The 18,714-nt window shown below is 70.2% G+C and carries 19 protein-coding genes; 3 read left to right on the top strand and 16 right to left on the bottom strand.

Annotated features, from left to right (window positions below):
- From rhaD to Q0R63_RS06775, 10 genes are all read right to left on the bottom strand, one after another.
- Positions 1-1,449, bottom strand: a 1,449-nt coding sequence (gene rhaD / locus Q0R63_RS06730; protein WP_295695584.1) for a bifunctional rhamnulose-1-phosphate aldolase/short-chain dehydrogenase, incomplete at its 3' end; no start/stop codon positions are given.
- Positions 1,442-2,938, bottom strand: a complete 1,497-nt coding sequence (locus Q0R63_RS06735) for an FGGY-family carbohydrate kinase (RefSeq protein ID WP_295695587.1) — start codon at positions 2,936-2,938, stop codon at positions 1,442-1,444. The genes rhaD and Q0R63_RS06735, both read right to left, overlap by 8 nt.
- Positions 2,928-3,635: an HAD family hydrolase gene (locus tag Q0R63_RS06740; protein WP_295695589.1), complete on the bottom strand. Its 708-nt coding sequence runs from the start codon at positions 3,633-3,635 to the stop codon at positions 2,928-2,930. Before Q0R63_RS06740 ends, Q0R63_RS06735 begins: the two co-directional genes overlap by 11 nt.
- 5 nt (positions 3,636-3,640) lie before the next feature.
- A complete protein-coding gene (locus Q0R63_RS06745) occupies positions 3,641-4,447 on the bottom strand; it encodes a class II aldolase/adducin family protein (protein ID WP_295695592.1) in 807 nt (268 codons plus the stop codon).
- Positions 4,447-5,565, bottom strand: coding sequence for an ABC transporter permease (locus Q0R63_RS06750; RefSeq protein ID WP_295695594.1), 1,119 nt, complete (start codon positions 5,563-5,565; stop codon positions 4,447-4,449). Before Q0R63_RS06750 ends, Q0R63_RS06745 begins: the two co-directional genes overlap by 1 nt.
- Positions 5,562-6,602: an ABC transporter permease gene (locus Q0R63_RS06755; RefSeq protein WP_295695596.1), complete on the bottom strand. Its 1,041-nt coding sequence runs from the start codon at positions 6,600-6,602 to the stop codon at positions 5,562-5,564. The genes Q0R63_RS06750 and Q0R63_RS06755 overlap by 4 nt, the downstream gene beginning before the upstream one ends.
- On the bottom strand, positions 6,599-8,104 hold the full coding sequence (locus tag Q0R63_RS06760; protein ID WP_295695599.1) for a sugar ABC transporter ATP-binding protein: 1,506 nt from the start codon (positions 8,102-8,104) through the stop codon (positions 6,599-6,601). The genes Q0R63_RS06755 and Q0R63_RS06760 overlap by 4 nt, the downstream gene beginning before the upstream one ends.
- A gap of 45 nt (positions 8,105-8,149) precedes the next feature.
- Entirely contained in the window at positions 8,150-9,196 is a 1,047-nt protein-coding gene (locus Q0R63_RS06765) for an autoinducer 2 ABC transporter substrate-binding protein (RefSeq protein ID WP_295695601.1), read from the bottom strand.
- An 86-nt stretch (positions 9,197-9,282) separates the two neighbouring features.
- On the bottom strand, positions 9,283-10,809 hold the full coding sequence (locus Q0R63_RS06770) for a rhamnulokinase family protein (protein ID WP_295695603.1): 1,527 nt from the start codon (positions 10,807-10,809) through the stop codon (positions 9,283-9,285).
- A complete protein-coding gene (locus tag Q0R63_RS06775) occupies positions 10,806-11,648 on the bottom strand; it encodes a DeoR/GlpR family DNA-binding transcription regulator (protein WP_295695605.1) in 843 nt (280 codons plus the stop codon). The genes Q0R63_RS06770 and Q0R63_RS06775 overlap by 4 nt, the downstream gene beginning before the upstream one ends.
- Before the next feature lie 333 nt (positions 11,649-11,981).
- Between Q0R63_RS06775 and Q0R63_RS06780 the strand changes: the two genes are divergently transcribed.
- Complete coding sequence (locus tag Q0R63_RS06780; protein ID WP_295695622.1) at positions 11,982-12,590, top strand: ATP-dependent Clp protease proteolytic subunit; 609 nt, start codon at positions 11,982-11,984, stop codon at positions 12,588-12,590.
- Positions 12,590-13,195 (top strand): ATP-dependent Clp protease proteolytic subunit, encoded by a 606-nt coding sequence (locus tag Q0R63_RS06785; protein ID WP_295695607.1) that lies wholly within the window; start codon positions 12,590-12,592, stop codon positions 13,193-13,195. The genes Q0R63_RS06780 and Q0R63_RS06785 overlap by 1 nt, the downstream gene beginning before the upstream one ends.
- On the opposite strand, the gene Q0R63_RS06790 is transcribed toward Q0R63_RS06785, so the two are convergent.
- The 6 genes from Q0R63_RS06790 to Q0R63_RS06815 form a co-directional block, all read right to left on the bottom strand.
- Entirely contained in the window at positions 13,144-14,223 is a 1,080-nt protein-coding gene (locus Q0R63_RS06790; RefSeq protein WP_295695609.1) for a hypothetical protein, read from the bottom strand. The two genes, Q0R63_RS06785 and Q0R63_RS06790, sit on opposite strands and share 52 nt — an antisense overlap.
- Positions 14,224-14,773: 550 nt before the next feature.
- The gene (locus tag Q0R63_RS06795) at positions 14,774-15,307 is read right to left on the bottom strand and encodes a hypothetical protein (RefSeq protein WP_295695612.1); all 534 of its coding nucleotides are present in this window, start codon (positions 15,305-15,307) and stop codon (positions 14,774-14,776) included.
- A gap of 333 nt (positions 15,308-15,640) precedes the next feature.
- The gene (locus tag Q0R63_RS24525) at positions 15,641-16,105 is read right to left on the bottom strand and encodes a helix-turn-helix transcriptional regulator (protein WP_366521081.1); all 465 of its coding nucleotides are present in this window, start codon (positions 16,103-16,105) and stop codon (positions 15,641-15,643) included.
- 136 nt (positions 16,106-16,241) lie between these two features.
- Positions 16,242-16,514, bottom strand: a complete 273-nt coding sequence (locus Q0R63_RS06805) for a hypothetical protein (protein ID WP_295695614.1) — start codon at positions 16,512-16,514, stop codon at positions 16,242-16,244.
- A complete protein-coding gene (locus tag Q0R63_RS06810; protein WP_295695616.1) occupies positions 16,511-17,827 on the bottom strand; it encodes a putative T7SS-secreted protein in 1,317 nt (438 codons plus the stop codon). Before Q0R63_RS06810 ends, Q0R63_RS06805 begins: the two co-directional genes overlap by 4 nt.
- Positions 17,824-18,156: a hypothetical protein gene (locus tag Q0R63_RS06815; RefSeq protein ID WP_295695618.1), complete on the bottom strand. Its 333-nt coding sequence runs from the start codon at positions 18,154-18,156 to the stop codon at positions 17,824-17,826. Before Q0R63_RS06815 ends, Q0R63_RS06810 begins: the two co-directional genes overlap by 4 nt.
- 312 nt (positions 18,157-18,468) lie before the next feature.
- On the opposite strand from Q0R63_RS06815, the gene Q0R63_RS06820 reads away from it, so the two are divergent.
- The coding region (locus Q0R63_RS06820) for a hypothetical protein (RefSeq protein WP_295695620.1) at positions 18,469-18,714 on the top strand (246 nt) is incomplete at its 3' end.

Here is an 18,714-nt window from a genome sequence, read left to right on the forward strand (position 1 = left end):
TCGATCTGGCCCACCGAGCTCCGCGGCGGCCGCGGCCGCCGAGTCCAGGGCGAGGTCGGCGATGACGAGGTGGGCACCCTCCGCGGCGAGCGCGTGCACTGTCGCCAGACCGATGCCCGAGGCGCCGCCGGTGACGAGGGCGACCCGGCCGGCGTGCGCCCGGGGCTGGGGACGGCGCCGGAGCTTGAGCTCCTCGAGGATCCAGTACTCGACCGTGAACTTCTCGGCCTCGACCACCGGGGCATAGGTGGAGACGCCCTCGGCGCCGCGCATGACGTTGATGGCGTTGACGTAGAACTCACCGGCGACCCGAGCGGTCTGCTTGTCGGCGCCGAACGAGAACATCCCGACCCCGGGCACGAGGACGATCGCCGGGGCCGCACCGCGCATCGCGGGGGAGTCGGAGGTCGCGTGACGCTCGTAGTAGGCGGCATACTCCGCGCGGTACTCCTCCTCGAGCACGGCGAGCCGCGCGAGCACCTCCTCGAGCGGTGCCTCGGGCGCCGTGTCGAGCAGCAGCGGCCGGATCTTGGTGCGCAGGAAGTGGTCGGGGCAGCTGGTGCCCAGGTGCACGAGGTCGTGGGTCTTCTCCCGTGCCAGGAAGTCGAGGACGACCGCGCTGTCGGTGAAGTGCCCGACGGCCCGGCTGTCCCGTGAGGCGACACCGCGCAGGTGCGGGAAGAGCTCGGCAGCGCGCGCTCGTCGGGCCGTGACCTCCAGGGCGGCCCGCGCGGGGTCGGGAGCGCCGAACGGCTCGGCGACAGAGTGTGATTCGAGGTATGCCGCTGCCTCGTGGATGATCCGTAGGCTCCGCTGCTCGACCTCCTCGCTCGTCGTGCCCCAGGCGGTCAGCCCGTGCCCGCCGAGGACGGCGCCGATGACCCCCTCGCGGGACGACAGCTCGGCCATCGAGCGGCCGAGCTCCCACCCGGGGCGCTGCCACGGGACCCACGCGACCGCCCCGCCCCAGATCTCCTGCACGAGGCGTTCGCCGTCCGCGGCGCAGGCGAGGGCGATGACCGAGTCCGGGTGAAGGTGGTCGACGTGGTCGACGTCGACGAGCCCGTGCATGGGGGTGTCGATGGAGGGGGCGGCCCCGCCGGCGCCGTGGCCGCAGAACGAGAACAGCCCGACCATCTCGTCCTCGTGCTCGACGCCCCGGTAGACCCGGTCCAGGGCGACGAGCCGGTCGCGTTCGAGGACGGCGAGACCCGCGGCCTTGAGGGTGCCGAGGTCGCCACCGGACCCCTTCACGTAGAGCAGCTGCACCGGCTGCCCGGTTGCCGGGCTCGTCACGGTGACCTTCACCGAGGTGTTGCCCCCGCCGTAGTTCGTCACCGCCCGATCGGACCCGAGCCGGTTGCTGCGGGCGAGCAGGTCACGCACCCCCTGGGGCAGGGGATCGGCCTCGGTGGCGGCGTCGGAGATGACGGTGGTGGAGTCAGGCATGGTGGTGGGTGCTCCCTTCGGCGGTGGTGACCGCCGTGGTCGGGTGGGTGGTGGAGTGGGCGGACAGCAGGGCGCGGAAGCATCGGTAGGACTGCTCCAGCTGGGCGCTCTGGGCGAGGTCGGGGGCGACATCGACGGCGGAGGCGACGAGCCGGTCGACGGTGGTGGTGAAGGCCGCAGACGGGTCGCGGGTCAGCTCCAGGCCGTGGGCCGCGAGGACGGCGGCACCGATGGCGCTGCCCGACGAGGGGAGGCGGACGACCGGTACGCCCGAGCCGGAACCGCCGATCACCGTGGCCCGCAACGTGTTCCACACCGCGCTGCGGGTGGCGCCGCCCGCGATCGTATGCCGCCGGGTCGGCGCCCCGAGGGCGGCCAGCGTCTCGAGACCGAGGCGTTCGACGAAGGCCACGCCCTCGAGGATGACGCGGTAGGCCTCGACCTCGTCGGCGGGCTGTCCGGAGGCCAGGCTCGGGAGGTCGGGGTCCGCGATCGGGAACCGCTCACCGGGCCGGGTCAGCGGGTAGCGCACGACGGTGGCGGGACCGCGCTCGGCGGCCCGCCGGTCCAGCTCCGCGAGCCCGTCCGCGTCGAGCCCGGGGAAGGCGGCGGTGATCACGCCGGCGCCGCTGTCGGAGGCGCCACCCGGCCAGTAGTCACCGCCCGGCGAGAGGTGGGAGTAGACCGCTCCGTCGGTCGAGCGGACGTCGTGGTCGGCGACGCCCTTGAGGACCAGGGTCGTCCCGAGGACGCCCATGCTGTCGCCGTGGTGGATGGCGCCGGTGCTGAGCTGGGCCGTGCAACCATCCGTCATCCCTGCGACCACGCATACGCCAGAGGGCAACCCGAGGCGAGTGGCCACCACTGGCGCGAGCGTCCCCAGGATCGTCCCGGGCCTGACGAGCGGTGATACGACGCCGTCGGCCAGCCCGAGGGCGGCCATCGCGTCGTGCGGCCACTGCAGGGTGACGGGGTCGATGCCGGCCTTGAGGGCGTGAGAGCTGTCCGTCGAGACCGGGCCCCCGACGAGGGCTGCGGCCACGACGTCGACGGTGGGGACCATCCGACGGACGCCGGCCACTCCGGAGAGGATCGTCATCCGGGCCAGCATGGACCCAGACGAAAGTCCATGTGGCACAGCGATGTCGGCGCCGCTCAGGTCGTCATAGAGCCGGGCGTCACCGACCGGGACCCCGCACGCGTCGACCGGCACCACGGTCCCCGAGGTGCCCGACACGGACAGGGCACGGACGCCGTGGGACCGGCCCCCGAGGTCTCGCGTGATCCGGGCGACGAGGTCCAGCGCGACCGCGGCATACGTCGCGGCCTGGGTGTTCCCCCGACCGCTGCGCACCGGCGCCGACAGGGGCGCAGACACCGAGGCGAGCACCTTGCCCGTCCCGGCGTCGAGGGCCACGCACCGTGCCCCGGCGGTCGCGAGGTCGATCCCGAGGACGACCTCCCCGCGCCCATCGAGGTCACCCGACACGGCGTGCCCCCGCTCTCGCCAGCACGAGTGCGGCGACCGAGCTGAGGTCGGGGACGGTGACGTCGGCCTCGGCCACCTGCTCGGGGGTCGGGTGGTCCGGGGCCTCGCCACGGGTGACCCAGATCGTGCCGAGCCCCAGCGCGCGAGCGGGCCGGATGTCGGTGTCGAGCCGGTTGCCGATGTGGACCGCGTGTTGCGCTGTCGTGCCGGCCTGCTCCAGGGCCCAGGCGAAGAACTCGCGGCTCGGCTTCTCGTGACCGACGAGGGCGGAGATGCCCCAGACGTCGATGGCGTCGCCGAAGCCGTCGCGCCGCAGCGCCTCGACGGTCGCCGCCTCCTGGTTGGCCACGACCCCTGTCACGACGTGGCGGTGCAGCGCGCGGAACATCGGCAGCGCATCGGCGTATGCCGTGCCCTCCGGGTGCGTCCACCACGGCACCGTCCGCGCGTGCAGCTCCCGCTTCAGTGCGACGTCGCCGAGCAGCTCACGGGCCACCGTCGCCCGGAAGCCCCCCGACTGGGCCTCCCGCATCTCGTCGTAGAGGGTCCGGAATTCTGCAGGGTCGACCGGTGGCCGACCCTGCTCGGCGCGGATCTCATCGAGCGCGAGCCAGATCGCGTGGGTGAAGTTGTCGTCGGAATAGATGGGGCCGCCGACGTCGCAGAAGACGACGTCGATGCGTTCGGGCAGGGGCACCGCCGTCACACCCCCCGGGCGAGGTTGGCGCGTCGCTCGCCGATGTCGCCCCGGGCGAAGAAGGCGGTGACGTCGTGGTCGCTGAGCGGCGCCACCCCGCCGACGGCGTAGGCGATCGTCCGGACCCGGGCGCCCTTGACCGCCATGCTCGACACCGCCTCGACCCCGTCCACGGTCGGCGCGATGGCGACGATCCCGTGGTTGCCGAGCAGGACGAGCTGCGGGAGGGCGCCGTGCGTGGCCACGTGCTCGCGCAGGGACGCGGCATACACGCGGCCGAGGGCGATGCCCGGGCTGGCGTAGGGGACGAAGAGCGGACGGCCGATGACGACGGCCTCGTCGGAGTAGACGAGCTGTGACCAGGCCTGCGCCGCAACGGTGCTCGCGAGGATGCCGACGACCGACGTCGGGTGCGTGTGCCCGATGAAGGTCGTGCCGGCAGGGGTTCCGAGTGTCTGTCCGGCGGCGTGGACGGCGGCGTGGACGACGGTCTCGATGGAGCCGCGACGGGGGCCGCCACCGTCCGCCCGCTCGGTGCCGCCCGCGACCAGGAGGGCCGTGAGGTCGTCCTGCGTGGCCGTGGGGGAGTCGACCACGGCCATCACCTCGTCGACGTCGACGATGACGAAGTCGTCGGCCGTAGCGGCCGAGAGGTTGGCGCCGGAGGCCTTGACGACGAGCCGCCCGTCCGCGAGCCGCTCGGAGGTGTTGCCCTCCGCGAGCACGGCGAGGTCACGGTGGGGCTCGCCGAGGAGCCGGGTGAGCGCGAGGAGCTCGGGGCTGACGAGGGCCGGGTCCCAGGTCGTCGTCATCAGCGACTCCCACCGAAGCGGCGGGTCGTCAGGCCGTTGAGGAGGGCGGCGAAGATGAGGACGACACCGAGCGCGAGGAGCTGGAACTGCGTCCCGTCGTTGCCGGTGAAGGCGAGGAGGATGCCGGCGTTGAGCCAGGTGATGAGCAGGGTGGCGAGGACGACGCCGGCCACCCGGCCGATGCCGCCGGTGATCGCGACCCCGCCGAGCACGGCGACGGTGATGGCGGGCAGGGCGAGGCCGTTGCCGCTCGTGCCGGCGTCCGGTCGTGCCGAGGCGAACTGGCCGGAGATGTAGACCGCGACGAGTCCGGCGATCACCCCGGCGAGGACGTAGGCCAGGAAGCGCGTGCGACGGACGTCGAGCCCCGACCACTCGGCGGCGACGTCGTTCGTGCCGATGGCGAAGAGCCGCCGGCCGAACGTCGTCCGGGCCGCCAGCAGCCAGACGACGACCACCGTGGGGATCAGGAACGTGAAGATGCCGAGCGGCACGTTGGGGAGCTGGCTGCCGACGACGGGGATCTCCACCGACCGCGTGATCGAGTAGAGGTCGCCGACCCGCTGGTCCGAGATGGGCGACGCGTTGGTCACGACGAGGGCGAGCGACTTGTAGGCGTAGTAGCTCGCGAGGGTGGCGATCAGGGCGGGGAAGCGGAGGTAGGCGACCATCAGCCCGTTGACGGCGCCGAGCAGGCCGCCGACGACGACGGCGAGGACGATCGACAGGAACAGGCTCCACCCCCACCGGCCATAGGCGAAGCCGAAGATCATGCCGGTGAGCGAGACGATCGACCCGATCGACAGGTCGATGCCGCCGCGCCCGGAGACGATGACGATGAGCTCTCCCAGGGCCAGGAGGCAGAGCGGGACCGCGTCGACCAGGGCGCCCGAGAGGTAGTCCGCGTCGTAGGCGCCGGTGAGGTAGCCGCCGGCGCCGAGCACCGACATCCACACGACGACGATCACGAGCAGGGCGGCGAGGAGCACGATCCGCTGGGTGAGCAGCGCTCGTAGGGCTCGCTGCACGACGCTCGGCGTCCGGTCCGGCGCGGGCTCGGGGGTGGGGGCGCCGGCTGCGGGAGTGGCGGTCCGAGTGATGTCGGCCTCGGGAGTCATCGCTGCTGCCTCGCTCGCTGGCGGATGAGGTCGGCGCCGACCGCGATCGCGATCGCGACGCCGACGAAGAAGTCGGAGAGCTGGCTGGGCCAGCCGAGCTGGGTGACTCCGGACGCGACGATCTGCACGAGCAGCGCGCCGAGCACGGTGCCGAGGACCGAGCCGCGGCCACCGGTGATCGACGTCCCACCGATGACGACCGCAGCGATGACCGCGAGCTCGCGCCCGCTCCCGATCGTCTGGTCGAGCGTCGAGGTGCCGGAGGCGACGGTGAAGACGGCGGCGATGCCGACGAGGAGGCCGGTCGCGGCATACGTCATGAGCGTGAGTCTCTGGACCTGTATGCCGGCCAGCCGAGCCGCCGTCGGGTCACCACCGATGGCGTAGAGGTGACGACCACTGCGGTTGTGCCGCAACCAGATCCACGCGCCGACGGCCACGAGGAGGGTGAGGACGAAGCTGTGGGGGAGCCCGAGCGTGCGCCCCGCTTCACCGCGGCCGAAGAAGTCCAGGGTGCCGGGGATGCCGTTGACGGTCTGGCTGGCGAAGATCTGGCGACCGACGAACTGGAAGAGGTTCGCCGTGCCGAACGTGATGATGATCGCGTGCACCCGGCCGTAGGCGATGAGGAAGCCGTTGACGAGGCCGAGGACGAGGCCGAGGACGGCGGCGGCCACGACGGCCACGGGCAGCGAGACGCCCTGGTCGACGAGCAGCTTGGCGGTCGTCACACCGGCGACCATGAGGGCGCCGCCGACGGAGACGTCGATGCCGCCGGTGATGATGATCATCGTCATCCCGACGCCCATCAGGGCGATCGGTGCCACGGAAGAGAGCAGCGGCTGCCACGAGCTGGCGCTCCCGAAGGCCGGTGTGGCGATCGACAGGACGATCCACAGGGCGACGACGATCGCGACGAGGACCCACTCCTGGCCGGTGACCGGGGAGGGGAGGATGCGCCGGGCGACCTTGGTGGCCGAGGGTTCCGCGGGCTCCGGTGTCGGGGCCGACGACGGCGTGGAGACGTCGGTGCTCACGCCGGGACCTCCTCGTCGGCTCCGGCGGCCGCGGCCAGGACGTCGGCCTGACTGGCGCCGGGCGCGAACTCTCTCGTCGTCGTCCCGGAGCGCACGATGTGCAGCCGGTCGGAGATGCGCAGCGCCTCGCTGAGGTCGGAGGTGGCGACGAGCACGGCGGTCCCTTCGGCGGCGAGGGCACGGATGATGCGGTGGATCTCCTCCTTGGCCCCCACGTCGACGCCCTGGGTGGGCTCGGCGAGGACCAGGACCTGCGGCCGCTCGACGAGCTGACGGGCGAGGACGACCTTCTGGGCGTTGCCCCCCGACATCGCGGAGATGGGCTGCTGCTCGCTCGGGGTCTTGATCGAGAGCCGCTGGATCATGTCCCGGGCGACGGCCGTCTCGCGGCGACGGTCCATCCAGATCTTCGCCTTCGACAGCAGTGGTAAGTGGCTCACCGAGATGTTGAAGGCGATCGGCTGGAAGGCGAACATGCCCTGGGCCTTGCGGTTGGCGGGGAGCAGGGCGATCCCCAGCTTCTGGGCGTCGCGGGGGTGGCGCGGGTTGATCGGCTTGCCTTCCAACAGGATCCGGCCACCGGTGGCGTGGCGCATGCCGTAGACGACCTCGGCGATCTCGGCGACGCCCGAGCCGATGAGGCCGTAGAGGCCGACGATCTCCCCGGGTCGGACCGAGACGCTGACGTCGCTGAAGTGGCCCGCTGCGGCGAGCTGTTCGAGCACGAGGCGGGGCTCGGCGTCCGACGTGGTGCGGGTCTCGGGGTGGTCCTCGATGGCGCCGCCGACCATCAGCTCGACGACCTTGCGCACCGTGAGGTCGTCGATCAGCCAGGTGCCGATGGTCTCGCCGTCGCGCATGACGGTGACCTCGTGGCAGATCCGGAAGAGCTCGTCGAGGCGGTGGGAGATGTAGATGACGGAGACACCGGAGTCCGTGAGCCGCCGCACGACGCCGAAGAGGACCTCGATCTCGGAGTCGGTGAGGATGGCCGAGGGCTCGTCGAGGATGAGCACCTTGGCGTTGCCGGCCAGCGCCTTGGCGATCGAGACCTGCTGCTGCTCCGCGATGGAGAGGTCTCCGACGGCGCGGGTGGCGTAGCGCGCCGGGAGCCCGAGCAGGTCGAGCAGCTCGAGCACCCGGACGTGCTGCGCCGGCCAGTCGACCCGGCCGCCCTTCACCATCTCGCGGCCGACGAAGATGTTCTCCGAGACGGTGAGCTCGGCGAACAGCTGCGGCTCCTGATAGACGGTCTGGATGCCGTAGCCGAGGGCGTCCTGGGTCGAGGTGAGGTGCATCGGCGCTCCCTCGAAGGCCATCGTCCCGGTGTCGGCCGACTCCGCTCCGGCGATGATCTTGATCAGCGTCGACTTGCCGGCGCCGTTCTCCCCGACGATCGCGTGGACGGTGCCGGGCTCGACGGTGAGGTCGGCGTGCCGGATCGCGCGCACGCCGCCGTACCGCTTGGAGATGTCATGGAGCTCGAGCCGGGCCTCGACCACGGGTCCTCCTTCGGCTGGTTGGTTGCGGGGGGTTTGGGGGACGGATCAGTAATTGAACTGGCTGACGTTGTCCTTGGTGATGACGAGCGGCGGGCCGAGCAGCAGGACCTTGCTCGCGCTGTCGTAGGTGACGGCCGACATCTGGGCGTTGACGTTGTTCGTGGCCTGGAGGTCCTTGTTCTCGGCGGCCTGGAGACCGGCCCACGCGGTGAGGTAGCCGAGGTTCTGGACGTCCCAGAGGATCGAGGCCGACGACGAGCCGTCGGTCAGGTAGGGAGCCATCGACTTCGGGGTGCCGAGGCCGACGGTGAAGACCTTGCCGATCTTGCCGGCGTCCTTGACCGCCTGCGCGACGCCGGGTGCCGACGAGGTGCACTCGCCGACGAGTCCGGTGAGGTCGGGGTGGGCGTTCATGAGGTCGGTCGCCATCTGGGTGGCCTTGCCCTGGTCCTCGCCGGCATACACCGTGTCGACGATGGTCATGTCCTTGTACTTGTCGGCCGTGACCTTCTTCTGCACCGCGATCCAGCTGTTGAGGTTCTGCGCCGTCTCGCCGCAGGACACGATGGCGTACGTGCCCTTGCTGCCCATCGCCTTCGCGAGCGCGTCGGTGAGCCCGGTGCCGATGCCGTCGGTCGAGGCCTGGGAGACGAACGCCTGCCGCACCGACGTCGGGGCGTCGGTGTCGGAGGTGAGGACCTTGATGCCGGCGTCCTTGGCCTGCTGGAGGACCGGCGCCATCGAGTTGGGGTCGTTGGGGGCGACGATGATCGTGTCGACCTTCTGCTGGATGTAGGAGCGGACGATCTGGGCCTGTGCCGCGGCGTCGGCGGTCGTCGGACCTTGGTAGAGCCACTGGATGCCGAGGGCCTTCGCGGCTGCCTGGCCGCCGGTGTTCATCGCCTCGAAGTAGGGGATGCCCTGGAGCTTCGGCACGAAGGCGATCTTCTTCGGCGCCCCGGCGGGGGCACCGGACGCGGTGCCGCCGGCGTCGGGCGTGGTGGTGTCGTTCTTCTTCGTGCACCCGGTCAGCGCCAGGGCCGCGGCGAGTGCGACGACGGTGGTCGCCTTACCCGTGGTCTTGAGGTTCATCGTTGAAGCTCCTGAGGGTTGTGTGTCCGGGTTGGTGCCGGACGTGGTGCCTGTCGACCGGGTTGGTACGTCAGGAGATGAGGGAACTACTCGACCTGGAGGCTGCGGCGTTCGCGGTCGTGCGCGACGAGGCGGGTGAAGTCCCCGTATGCCGCGTCCCAGCCGTCGTCGGCGCGGGGGAGGTAGGTGGTGAGGGGCTCGGTGGCGGCGACGACCCGACGGATGTCATCGAGACCGCTGAGCTCGCCGAGGGCGACGAGCTGGGTCGCGGCGTTGCCGAGGGCCGTCGCCTCGACCGGTCCGCAGTGGACCGGGACGCCGACGGCATCGGCCGTCAGCTGGCTGAGCAGCGCGTTCCGGGAGCCGCCGCCGACGATGTTGACGCTCGGGGCTCGGGCGCCGGTGATGTTGTGGAGGTCCTCGACCACGTGGCGGTAGGCCAGAGCGAGGGAGTCGAGGACGCAGCGGGTGATCTCTCCGATCGTCCGGGGGACAGGGGCGCCCGTGCGTTCGCAGTACTCCTGCACCCGGGCCGGGGTCTGGCGGCCGTCGAGGAACTCCGGGGCGTCGGGGTTGATGACGGAGCGCAGCCCGGGAACGGCGGTGGCGAGGTCCACGAGCTCGGGATAGCTCACCTCGGAGCCCTGCTTCGCCCACCACCGTCGGCATGCCTGCAGGACCCAGAGGCCGGTGACGTTGCGCAGCAGGCGGATTGTGCCGGCATACCCGCCTTCGTTGGTGATGTTGGCTGCCCGGGTGGCGTCGCTGATGATCGGCCGCGGCACCTCGATGCCGACGAGCGACCAGGTGCCGCTGGAGATGTAGAGGCTGCCGGGGTCGTGCAGCGGTGTGCCGACGACGGCGCTGGCGGTGTCGTGGCCCGGGGGCATGACGACCCGGGTCGCCGCAAGGCGACCACCGAGTCCGGCGAGGTCGGGGAGCAGGCCGCCGACCTCCGTCCCGGGTGGGACGACCTCGGGCAGCATGTGGGTGGGGAGGCCGAGATCGTCCAGCAGGCTTGTTGCCCATCGGTTGTGGGCCATGTCGTAGCACCCTGAGGTCGATGCCGCCGTGAACTCGGTGACACGGGAGCCGGAGAGCAGGTGGTGGAAGACGTCGGGCATCATCACCAGGGTCGCGGCGCGCTCGAGTCGCTCCGGGTGGTCGTGCGCGTCGGAGGCGAGGGCGAAGAGGGTGTTGATGGGCATCACCTGGACGCCGGTGGCGGAGTAGATGTGGTCGGCCCCGACGCGGGCGATGGCGTCGCGCTCGGCGATCGGCTGCCGGTCGTCGCGGTAGCAGGTCGGGTCGTCGAGAAGCCGTCCGTCGGCGTCCAGGAGGCCGTAGTCGACGCCCCAGGCGTCGGCGCCGATCGAGGCGATGTCGGCGTCGCCGGTGGCGAGCTGCTCGAGGCCGTGTCGGACGCCCCCCCACAGACCGTCGAGGTCCCATCGCAGGATCCCGTCGACCGTGTGCGGCGCGTGGGTGAACCGGTGGACGACCCGGAGGTCGAGGCGTGTGCCGTCGAATCCGACGGCGGCGACCCGCCCGCTCTCGGCGCCGAGGTCGACGGCAGCAACGGTGACACCGGTGACACCAGCAGCGCCCGTCATGCGCGTCGCCGGACGGTCGGATGCACCGGCGCGAGTCGCGCTGGGGCAGAGCGCGGTTCGGCGACGTCGGGGTCGACGAGGTCCCAGGTGACGCCCGCCTTCGTCCACTGGCGGTGCACCTCCTTCGGGACGCCGGTGTCGGAGATGAGCCGGGTGACCCGGTCGGCGGTGGTGAAGGCGTGGGTGCCGAAGCGCTCGATCTTGCTGGAGTCGAAGAGCGCATAGACCTCGCGGCAGGCGTCGACCAGTGCCGCCTTGGCGTGCGCCTCCTCCGGGGTGATGTCGAGCAGGCCGCGCTCGAGGCTGAGACCGACGAGTCCGAAGAAGCCCTTGTCGACGCGCCCGCGTCCGACGAGGACGTCGCTGAGGAAGCCGACCATCGACTCGGACGCCCGCCGCAGGACCCCGCCCGGCATGATGACCATGGCGCGGGAGTTGGCGAGCAGGAAGGCGGAGTGCCGCAGCCCGTTGGTGATGACGGTGAGGGGCTGGACGTCGACGAGCTCCTCGGCGAGGTAGAAGCAGGTGGTGGACGAGTCCATGGCGATGACGTCGCCGGGACGGACCAGGCTCGCTGCCCGTCGGGCGATCGCGCGCTTGGCCTTGGGAGCCACACGGTGGCGGAAGTCGAACGCGCCCTCGTCGGAACGCGGGACGACGAGCGCACCCCCGCGGATCCGACGGAGCATCGACCGGCGCTCCAGGCCCTCGAGGTCCTTGCGGATCGTCACGGTCGAGACGCCGAAGCGGGTGGACAGCGCACCGACCTCGACCCGCCCGTTCTCGTCGAGCTCGAGCAGGATGGCCTGCTCGCGGTCGAACTCCGTGAGTGACGCCACCAGACCTCCTCGTCCGTCGTGGGCACCGGCACGACGGCCCCGTCGTGTGATGTTTCGTCAGCGTAAGGGTGCGTAAGTGGATAGGCAATGAAAACAACAGAACCGAAAGTGTGTCGCCTTCTGACGGAGGTCGTCGGGTTGTCCGCCGCGGCGTCGGTGCGACGTCCCCGTCTGCGGTGAGCAGATCTGCCGGCGGCAGAGAACCGCACTGCGACAACGGTTCCGGGCGCAGGGTGGTGAGCACGCGGCATACGGCCGCTGCGGGGAGACCTGCGAACCAAGGGAGGGACAACCATGCCGAGCCTCGAGACGTATGCCGTGCGCGGACCGCACATGGAGGACGGGGACACCCCGGCCAACCGGTTCGACGACCACCTGTCGTCACAGCTGCTGCGCCAGCGGATCATCGTGCTCGGTACCCAGGTCGACGAGACGTCGGCCAACCGGGTGTGCGCGCAGCTGCTGCTGCTGTCGGCGGAGGACCCGCGCACCGACATCAGCCTCTACATCAACAGCCCCGGCGGATCGGTGCATGCGGGGATGGCGATCTACGACACGATGCGGCTGGTCCCCAACGACGTCGCGACGCTGGCGATGGGCTTCGCCGCGAGCATGGGCCAGTTCCTGCTGTGCACCGGGACGAAGGGTAAGCGCTACTGCCTGCCGAACGCGCGGGTGATGATGCACCAGCCCTCGGCGGGCATCGGGGGCAGCGCGTCGGACATCGCCATCCAGGCCGAGAACCTCGAGCACACCAAGCTGCGGATGGAGCAGCTCATCGCCGAGCACACCGGTCAGACCGAGGAGACGATCCAACACGACAGCGACCGCGACCGGTGGTTCACGGCGCAGGAGGCGGTCGACTACGGGATGGTCGACCGGGTGGTCGAGTCGCTCGAGGACGTCCGCCCGTCGGCGACCAAGCCGAGGATGGGTCTCTGATGGCGCAGTACACGATCCCCACCGTCATCGAGAGGACGCCGCAGGGGGAGCGGGCCTACGACGTCTACAGCCGACTGCTCGCCGGGAGAATCATCTTCCTGGGAACGGAGATCGACGACGGGGTCGCCAATGTCGTCATCGCGCAGCTGTTCCACCTCGAGTCGGAGAGCCGAGACCAGGAGGTCGCGATCTACCTCAACTCTCCTGGCGGCTCCTTCACCTCGCTGATGGCGATCTACGACACGATGTCGTTCGTCGCCCCGCCGATCGCGACCTACTGCGTCGGGCAGGCGGCGTCGACGGCCGCAGTGCTGCTGGCCGCGGGCGACCCGGGCCGGCGTTTCCTGCTCGAGCACTCGCGAGTCCTGTTGGGACAGCCCGCTGCCGGCGGGTCGCAGGGGACCGTCTCCGACCTCGCGCTGCAGGCCAAGGAGATGCTGCGGATCCGGTCCCAGGTCGAGGAGGTGCTGGCGCGGCATACCCCGCACGACGTCGCGACGCTCCGCGCCGACATGGACCGCGACAAGGTCTTCACCGCGCAGGAGGCCGTCGACTACGGTCTCGCCGACCTCGTGCTGAGCAAGCGGATCATGCCGGGCGCCTGACCCTTCCTGCTCTGGCCGATCGAGGTGAGAACGCGTCGCAGAGAGCGCGTTCTCACCTCAACCTCGGGGGCCGCGATCGCCGAGGAGAAGGGCTTGAGCCCGCCGTCGGCTGTGCGGGCATCGCCCACGGCGTAGCACGTCGCCGGCTGGCACGACATGGAGAGGAGCTCGCCCAGCTGCCCGCCGACGGGATCGGCCAGGACGAACGACGACCAGCCGCTGCCGCCGCCCAACGTGTCGACGATCGCGTGGGTTCCTCCTTCGGCAAGGGTCTGGACGCCGACGGCGACACAGCGGTCGACGGAGAGGCAGGACACCGCGGCCAGGCTCTCGTTCTGCACCTCCGGCGGGATCGGCAACGATCCGCCGCTCCACGTCCCCGAGGAAAGCGTGACCTGTAGGGGTTTCCAGGCATTGCTGGCGTTGCTCGAGTTCCTTCCGACGGCTGTGCACGTGCCGATCGTGGGACACGAGATGCTGGCGAGATCTCCCCCAACGGTGTCGGACGGGTCGATGGTGGTGGCGGTCCAGGAGCCGTCGACCAGCGTTCCGCCGTAGAGGGCGCCGCCCGTGGTGCTGTTGTTGTAGCTCCCGACGTAAGCGCACCAGGTCGGGGTCGCGCAGGACACCGCCGCGGGTATGGCGAAGTGGCCGCTGTCGGTGTCGGGCGGCACCGGAAGAGTGGTCGTCGTCCAGGTGCCCCCGGCAAGGGTCTCGGCGACCGACTGCATCTCGTTCGATGCATTGTCGTAGTACGCGAGGACGACGACACACCGCCCGACGGCGGGACACGACGGGGCGGAGACGTCGAACTGTTGGGCGACTTCGGTGGGCAGGGGAAGGGCCGTGATCGTCCACGTCGTGCCGGCTTGGGTGGCGGCGAAGTAACCCCTGGTGGAGTAGTTGCGACCGGTGACCACGCATGAGCCGGGCGCGGGACATGTGACGCCGCTGGGGCTGAGATAGTCAGGACTGGGGAGGGTCAAGGACGCGGAGGCCCACGTGTCCGCGGCGCGGGTCTCGGTCATCAGACCTGCCGCATTGTTTCGGTCGATACTGGACCCGATCGCAGTGCAGTGCTGGTCGTCTGGGCAGCTGATCCCATTGGTCGTCGCATATGCGGGCCCAGCGGGTTGTTTCGAGGCCGCGGCCCACAGTCCGCCGGCCATGGTCTCGACGAGGCCTTGATACGCGGATCCGTATCGCACATCGATCGATCCCACGGCCACGCACCTGGTCGTTGCTGCGCAGGACACGCCCAGAAGCTCATTTCGATCGACACCGGCGGCCGGCTTCGGCAGGGCCGACGCCACCCATGTGCCGTTGGCGAAGGTCTCGGCGACGGAAATGTAGGAGGACTGACCGACAGCCACGCAGTGCAAGGGGTCGGCGCAGTCGATGCCGACGATCGACGGTGGTCCATTCGGCGACGACGGCAAGATGGTGGTTGATGCGCCCGACCCCGCGATGCGCAGGGCGAACGTGCCGCCTCCGGAGTGGTGACCGGTGAACTTGCCGACGGCGGTGCAGTCCTCGACGTCGGCGCACGAGATGGCGGTGAAGGATCCGTACAGATAGTCAGGGGGGCGCAGGGAGCGCGCCCGGCGTCCAGTCCCCGGACGCCAGCCGCAAAGCGTAGGGACCGTGGCTGCCAGTCCCCACAGCGACGCAGGAGCCCACCGCGGCGCACGACACCGCCGCCAGCGAGTTGTCGCCCACGGCCGCGTTGGGCACTCGACGTGCGCTCCATCTCCCGCCGGTCAGCGTCTCCACGAGATTTGCCGAGGCGCCAGTCGACGTGGGTGGGTAGTAGCTGCCGACGGCGACGCAGACGCCGGCCGCCGGGCAGGAGATGGAGGTCAACGTGGCCAGGGGCGCCCCGGCCGGCAGGGGGAGCTCGAGGGCGGTCCAGGATCCGCCTGAAAGAACTTCAGCGATGGGCCTGCTGCGGTAGCTCTCGGTGCCTGAGTCGGCGATGGCGGCGCAGAAGTTCGTGGTGGGACAGGAGATGGCAGTGGCGTAGGCGTGGCGGACGCCGGTGGGGTCCGCCGTCGTCAGCGGCGGCACGGTCAGTCGGGCCGTCGTCGAGGTCCCGTTCGGGGCGATCGTCACGGCGATGGGGATTGTCGGTCCGAAGGCGGGGGTTGAGTCGGCAAGGACTACGCACCGGTCAACCGTTGGGCAGGACACGGATCTGTAGACGACGCTGTCCGGGCCGGGCACCGTCCACGGCAACCTCGACAGCGTCGGGCCCGGCGAGGTCACGCCGTGGGCGACGGACGTGGTCACCGAGCCGAGCATCGCCACCACAAGAACAACGACGACTAGTAGTCGCACGCGCATCCCAGATCGCCCCTCCACGGACCCGATGTCGCTCGAGCGCGACGAGGGAAACCTAGCCGACCTACGACCGCCTTCACCTCAACCCGGAGGGGTGAGCTGGCGTCAGGCGGCGAGGCTGACCGAGCCCGAGAGTCCGGTATGCCGCGGGCTCACCCCGAGGACCGACGTCACCTGGGTCACCCGGGTCACGGCGAACGGGTCGGAATCGGCGGCCCGGGTCAGCGCCCACTGGGCGCGTTCGAGCAGGTCGACGAGCCGCATCCCCAGGGCTGCGGCCGCCGCGGCCAGGACTTCCGACGAGGCCTCCTTACGCCCCCGCTCGATCTCGGACAGGTAGGGCATCGAGATGCGTGCCGACTCGGAGACGTCCTTGAGCGTCCGTTCCTGTAGCAGGCGCTCCTGACGCAGGACGTCACCGATGATGTTGCGCCACAACGGTTCCCGGCGCGTCGGCCGGACAGGCTCGACGGGCCTCACCGGCATACGCGACGGTGGTGTCTGCGGTTGCTGCTGCATCACCGGGCGCAACGCGATGATCCGGGCCTGGCTGGAGTGGGAGGGCGTCACCTTCCTCAGGGTACGAGGGCTGCGTGCCCCAGGAGGGGTCATCCGTTCTGCCGTCAGCGAAGCGCGTTCAGCGTCCACGTGGTCATGGCTCATTCCGGACTCGTGCCGGTCGACAGTCCCCAATGCGGCTCGACGGTCACCGGATACCGAAGTCGGGGTCGCCCGGCTCCGGCCTCGGGAGAATGCGTTGGGTCACCGCGCAGTGACCGACCAACTGGTCCATGACCTCCATCATCATTTCTTCGTGTTGTTCGGTCAGCAGTGCGAGGATGTCGGTCATGTCTCGAATGAGTATGTCTGGATCCACTCCTTCCTCGATGAAGGAGACAATGACGTCTCTGAGGGAGGAGAAGCCGTTCAGACCCTCCACCGCCTCAAACATCCGGTCCTTGCGATCTCGAGTGTTCATTCCGGGGGGTACACCTTTCGCCAGGAGAATTGCGTCGAATGGATGAGCCTCTGCATGTCGTCATAAGACATGGGACGGGTTGGCTCGACAAAGCCGTGGCCCACCTTGTGAGGATCCGGGTGAAAAATAAGGCCTTCCGGCAGAGCGCTTTGTTCGAGAGTGAACATATTGAGGTCTTTCCCGGTGCCACCAAATGCCAAGGGTCGCCGGTAGGGAGGGATACTTGCCAGGTCAGTATTGGCCGACATTCCTCCAGTATCCGGCCACACTCCACCATTCGGATCGATAACAATATCCCCCTGTTCCTCCGGGACCCAAATCTTCGGTCGGGCTCCGAGCGTCTTTGCCGTTGCCCCTGTCAGGGGATAGCCATCCGCTGACGATGTCATTCCTCGATAGAGCAGAACCGGCTCGGGGTTGACGTCCTTCGGCAAGATGGTATCGGCGATCGCCCGTGGCGCCCGGGCTTCGAGGCCCACGGCAACGCCGCCGCCTCCGCCGGTCGCGAGGGCGGGGATGACGAGAGCGCCGGCCTGGTGGAAGCCGCTGCCGGAGCTGATATTCCAGCGCCACTCCAGCCCGTCGAGGGCGCGGTTGACCGGGCTCATGACCAGCGGGGCGACGACGGGCATCATCGCCTGGCTGCCCATGTCGAGCAGCCCCCGAGCACCGCCGACGTAGAAGTCCGTCTTCTCGGAGTTGGACACCCACGGCAACATCCCGGCGGCGAAGTTCGCGCCGTGCTCGAGCGCGGTGACCTGTCGCGGGGCAAGGGCCATCGCGACGCGCACGACGGTGGTCGCGCGGTCGCCTGCCTCGAGCACTGCCTCGCGGACGGCGGTCAGCTTCTCGACGCCGGTCAGCCGGTCCTGCAGCCCGGCGGGCTCGTCGCGCAGGTCGAGCAGGCTGGTGGTCGGCAGCACCCCGCCGGCGGCGGCGGCCAGGACCTTGGCGGCGGCGCGGGCGGCGAGCCCGTCGCGGAGGCCCCGCTGGAACGTCTCGAGCGCGATCACCGCGCCTTCGCGGGCGGAGTGGAACGCGATCCCGTAGGACCCCAGCGCGTAGCCGGCGTCGTCCATCGCCGCCGCTGCCGACGCGAACGCGCCCGGCTGCAGCTGGAACTCGCTCTGGAACGCGTCGGCGGCCGGCCCGGTCCAGACGACGTCGATCCGGCGGAGGGCCTGCGCGGCGTCGGCGAACAGGTCCGACCATCGGAGCATCCGCTGGGCGAGCTGGTCGATCCCGACCGGGTCGCCCGGGACCAGCTGCTCGACCGGCACCGCCACCAGCAGATCCGCATAGGCGTCCCTCACAACCCGGACCGGTCGGCGACCCAGCTGAACCCATTGATGGCCTGCGCCTCCTGCTCCAGGTAGCTCTCCACCACCCGGCCCAGCCGGTCCACGATGTCGTGTTGCCGCCTGATCAGCGCATCGGCCCCGGTCTGCCACCGGCTGGTGAACTCGGCCAACGTCGACGCCAGCCCCGGGTGCCCCACATCGACGGCGTCATCGGAGACCTCGATGGTGCCCTGCCGGACCAGGGTTGCCGTCGCCGCGATGTCGTATGCCGCCCGCACGAGACTGTCGGCGACGACGGCATATCCGCTGGATCCGTGAACGCCATGAGGCGATGGCTGCATGAGGCAAACGTAATCAGGGGTAGCTCTACGGCACCAAAGTTATCCACAGAGAGGCTGGCTCGGGCACCCTCGCAGCTCGGTGGGGAGCGTTGAACCCCCGGGAGGGGGTCCACCACTCCCCACGGACACCGACGACACAACCCACCGGTCCTGAGCCACCGGCATACCGCTCGCCACCCCGCCCGCTCGCCAGACCGGTCAACCCGGCACCCGCTCCGTCGTGGTCAGATGCCGCGGCGGCCACCCGCGCCCACTCCAACACCCGGGACCATGGGCCCTACCGCGCGCGCGAGAAGGCGCGACGATGGGAGCATGACCCAACTGCAGGCCGTCCCGATCCGACCGCGATCCGAGTTCGAGGAGCTCGACGCCTGGTGGCGCGCGGCGAACTACCTCTCCGTCGGACAGATCTACCTGCTCGGCAACCCGCTGCTGCGCGAACCGCTGCTTCCCGAGCACATCAAGCCGCGACTGCTCGGCCACTGGGGCACCACCCCCGGGCTCAACCTCCTCTACGCGCACCTCAACCGGATCATCCGCGAGCGCGACACCAAGGTC

This window comes from Lapillicoccus sp. (assembly GCF_025353065.1).
In the GTDB taxonomy this organism is placed as follows: Bacteria; Actinomycetota; Actinomycetes; order Actinomycetales; family Dermatophilaceae; genus Lapillicoccus.

Coding starts and splice junctions, on each gene's coding strand:
- Q0R63_RS06745 (WP_295695592.1), bottom strand. CDS start 4,447: ATGACGACGACCTGGGACCCGGCCCTCGTCAGCCCCGAGCTCCTCGCG.
- Q0R63_RS06750 (WP_295695594.1), bottom strand. CDS start 5,565: ATGACTCCCGAGGCCGACATCACTCGGACCGCCACTCCCGCAGCCGGC.
- Q0R63_RS06765 (WP_295695601.1), bottom strand. CDS start 9,196: ATGAACCTCAAGACCACGGGTAAGGCGACCACCGTCGTCGCACTCGCC.
- Q0R63_RS06770 (WP_295695603.1), bottom strand. CDS start 10,809: ATGACGGGCGCTGCTGGTGTCACCGGTGTCACCGTTGCTGCCGTCGAC.
- Q0R63_RS06780 (WP_295695622.1), top strand. CDS start 11,982: ATGGAGGACGGGGACACCCCGGCCAACCGGTTCGACGACCACCTGTCG.
- Q0R63_RS06785 (WP_295695607.1), top strand. CDS start 12,590: ATGGCGCAGTACACGATCCCCACCGTCATCGAGAGGACGCCGCAGGGG.
- Q0R63_RS06790 (WP_295695609.1), bottom strand. CDS start 14,223: ATGACCGAGACCCGCGCCGCGGACACGTGGGCCTCCGCGTCCTTGACC.
- Q0R63_RS06805 (WP_295695614.1), bottom strand. CDS start 16,514: ATGAACACTCGAGATCGCAAGGACCGGATGTTTGAGGCGGTGGAGGGT.
- Q0R63_RS06815 (WP_295695618.1), bottom strand. CDS start 18,156: ATGCAGCCATCGCCTCATGGCGTTCACGGATCCAGCGGATATGCCGTC.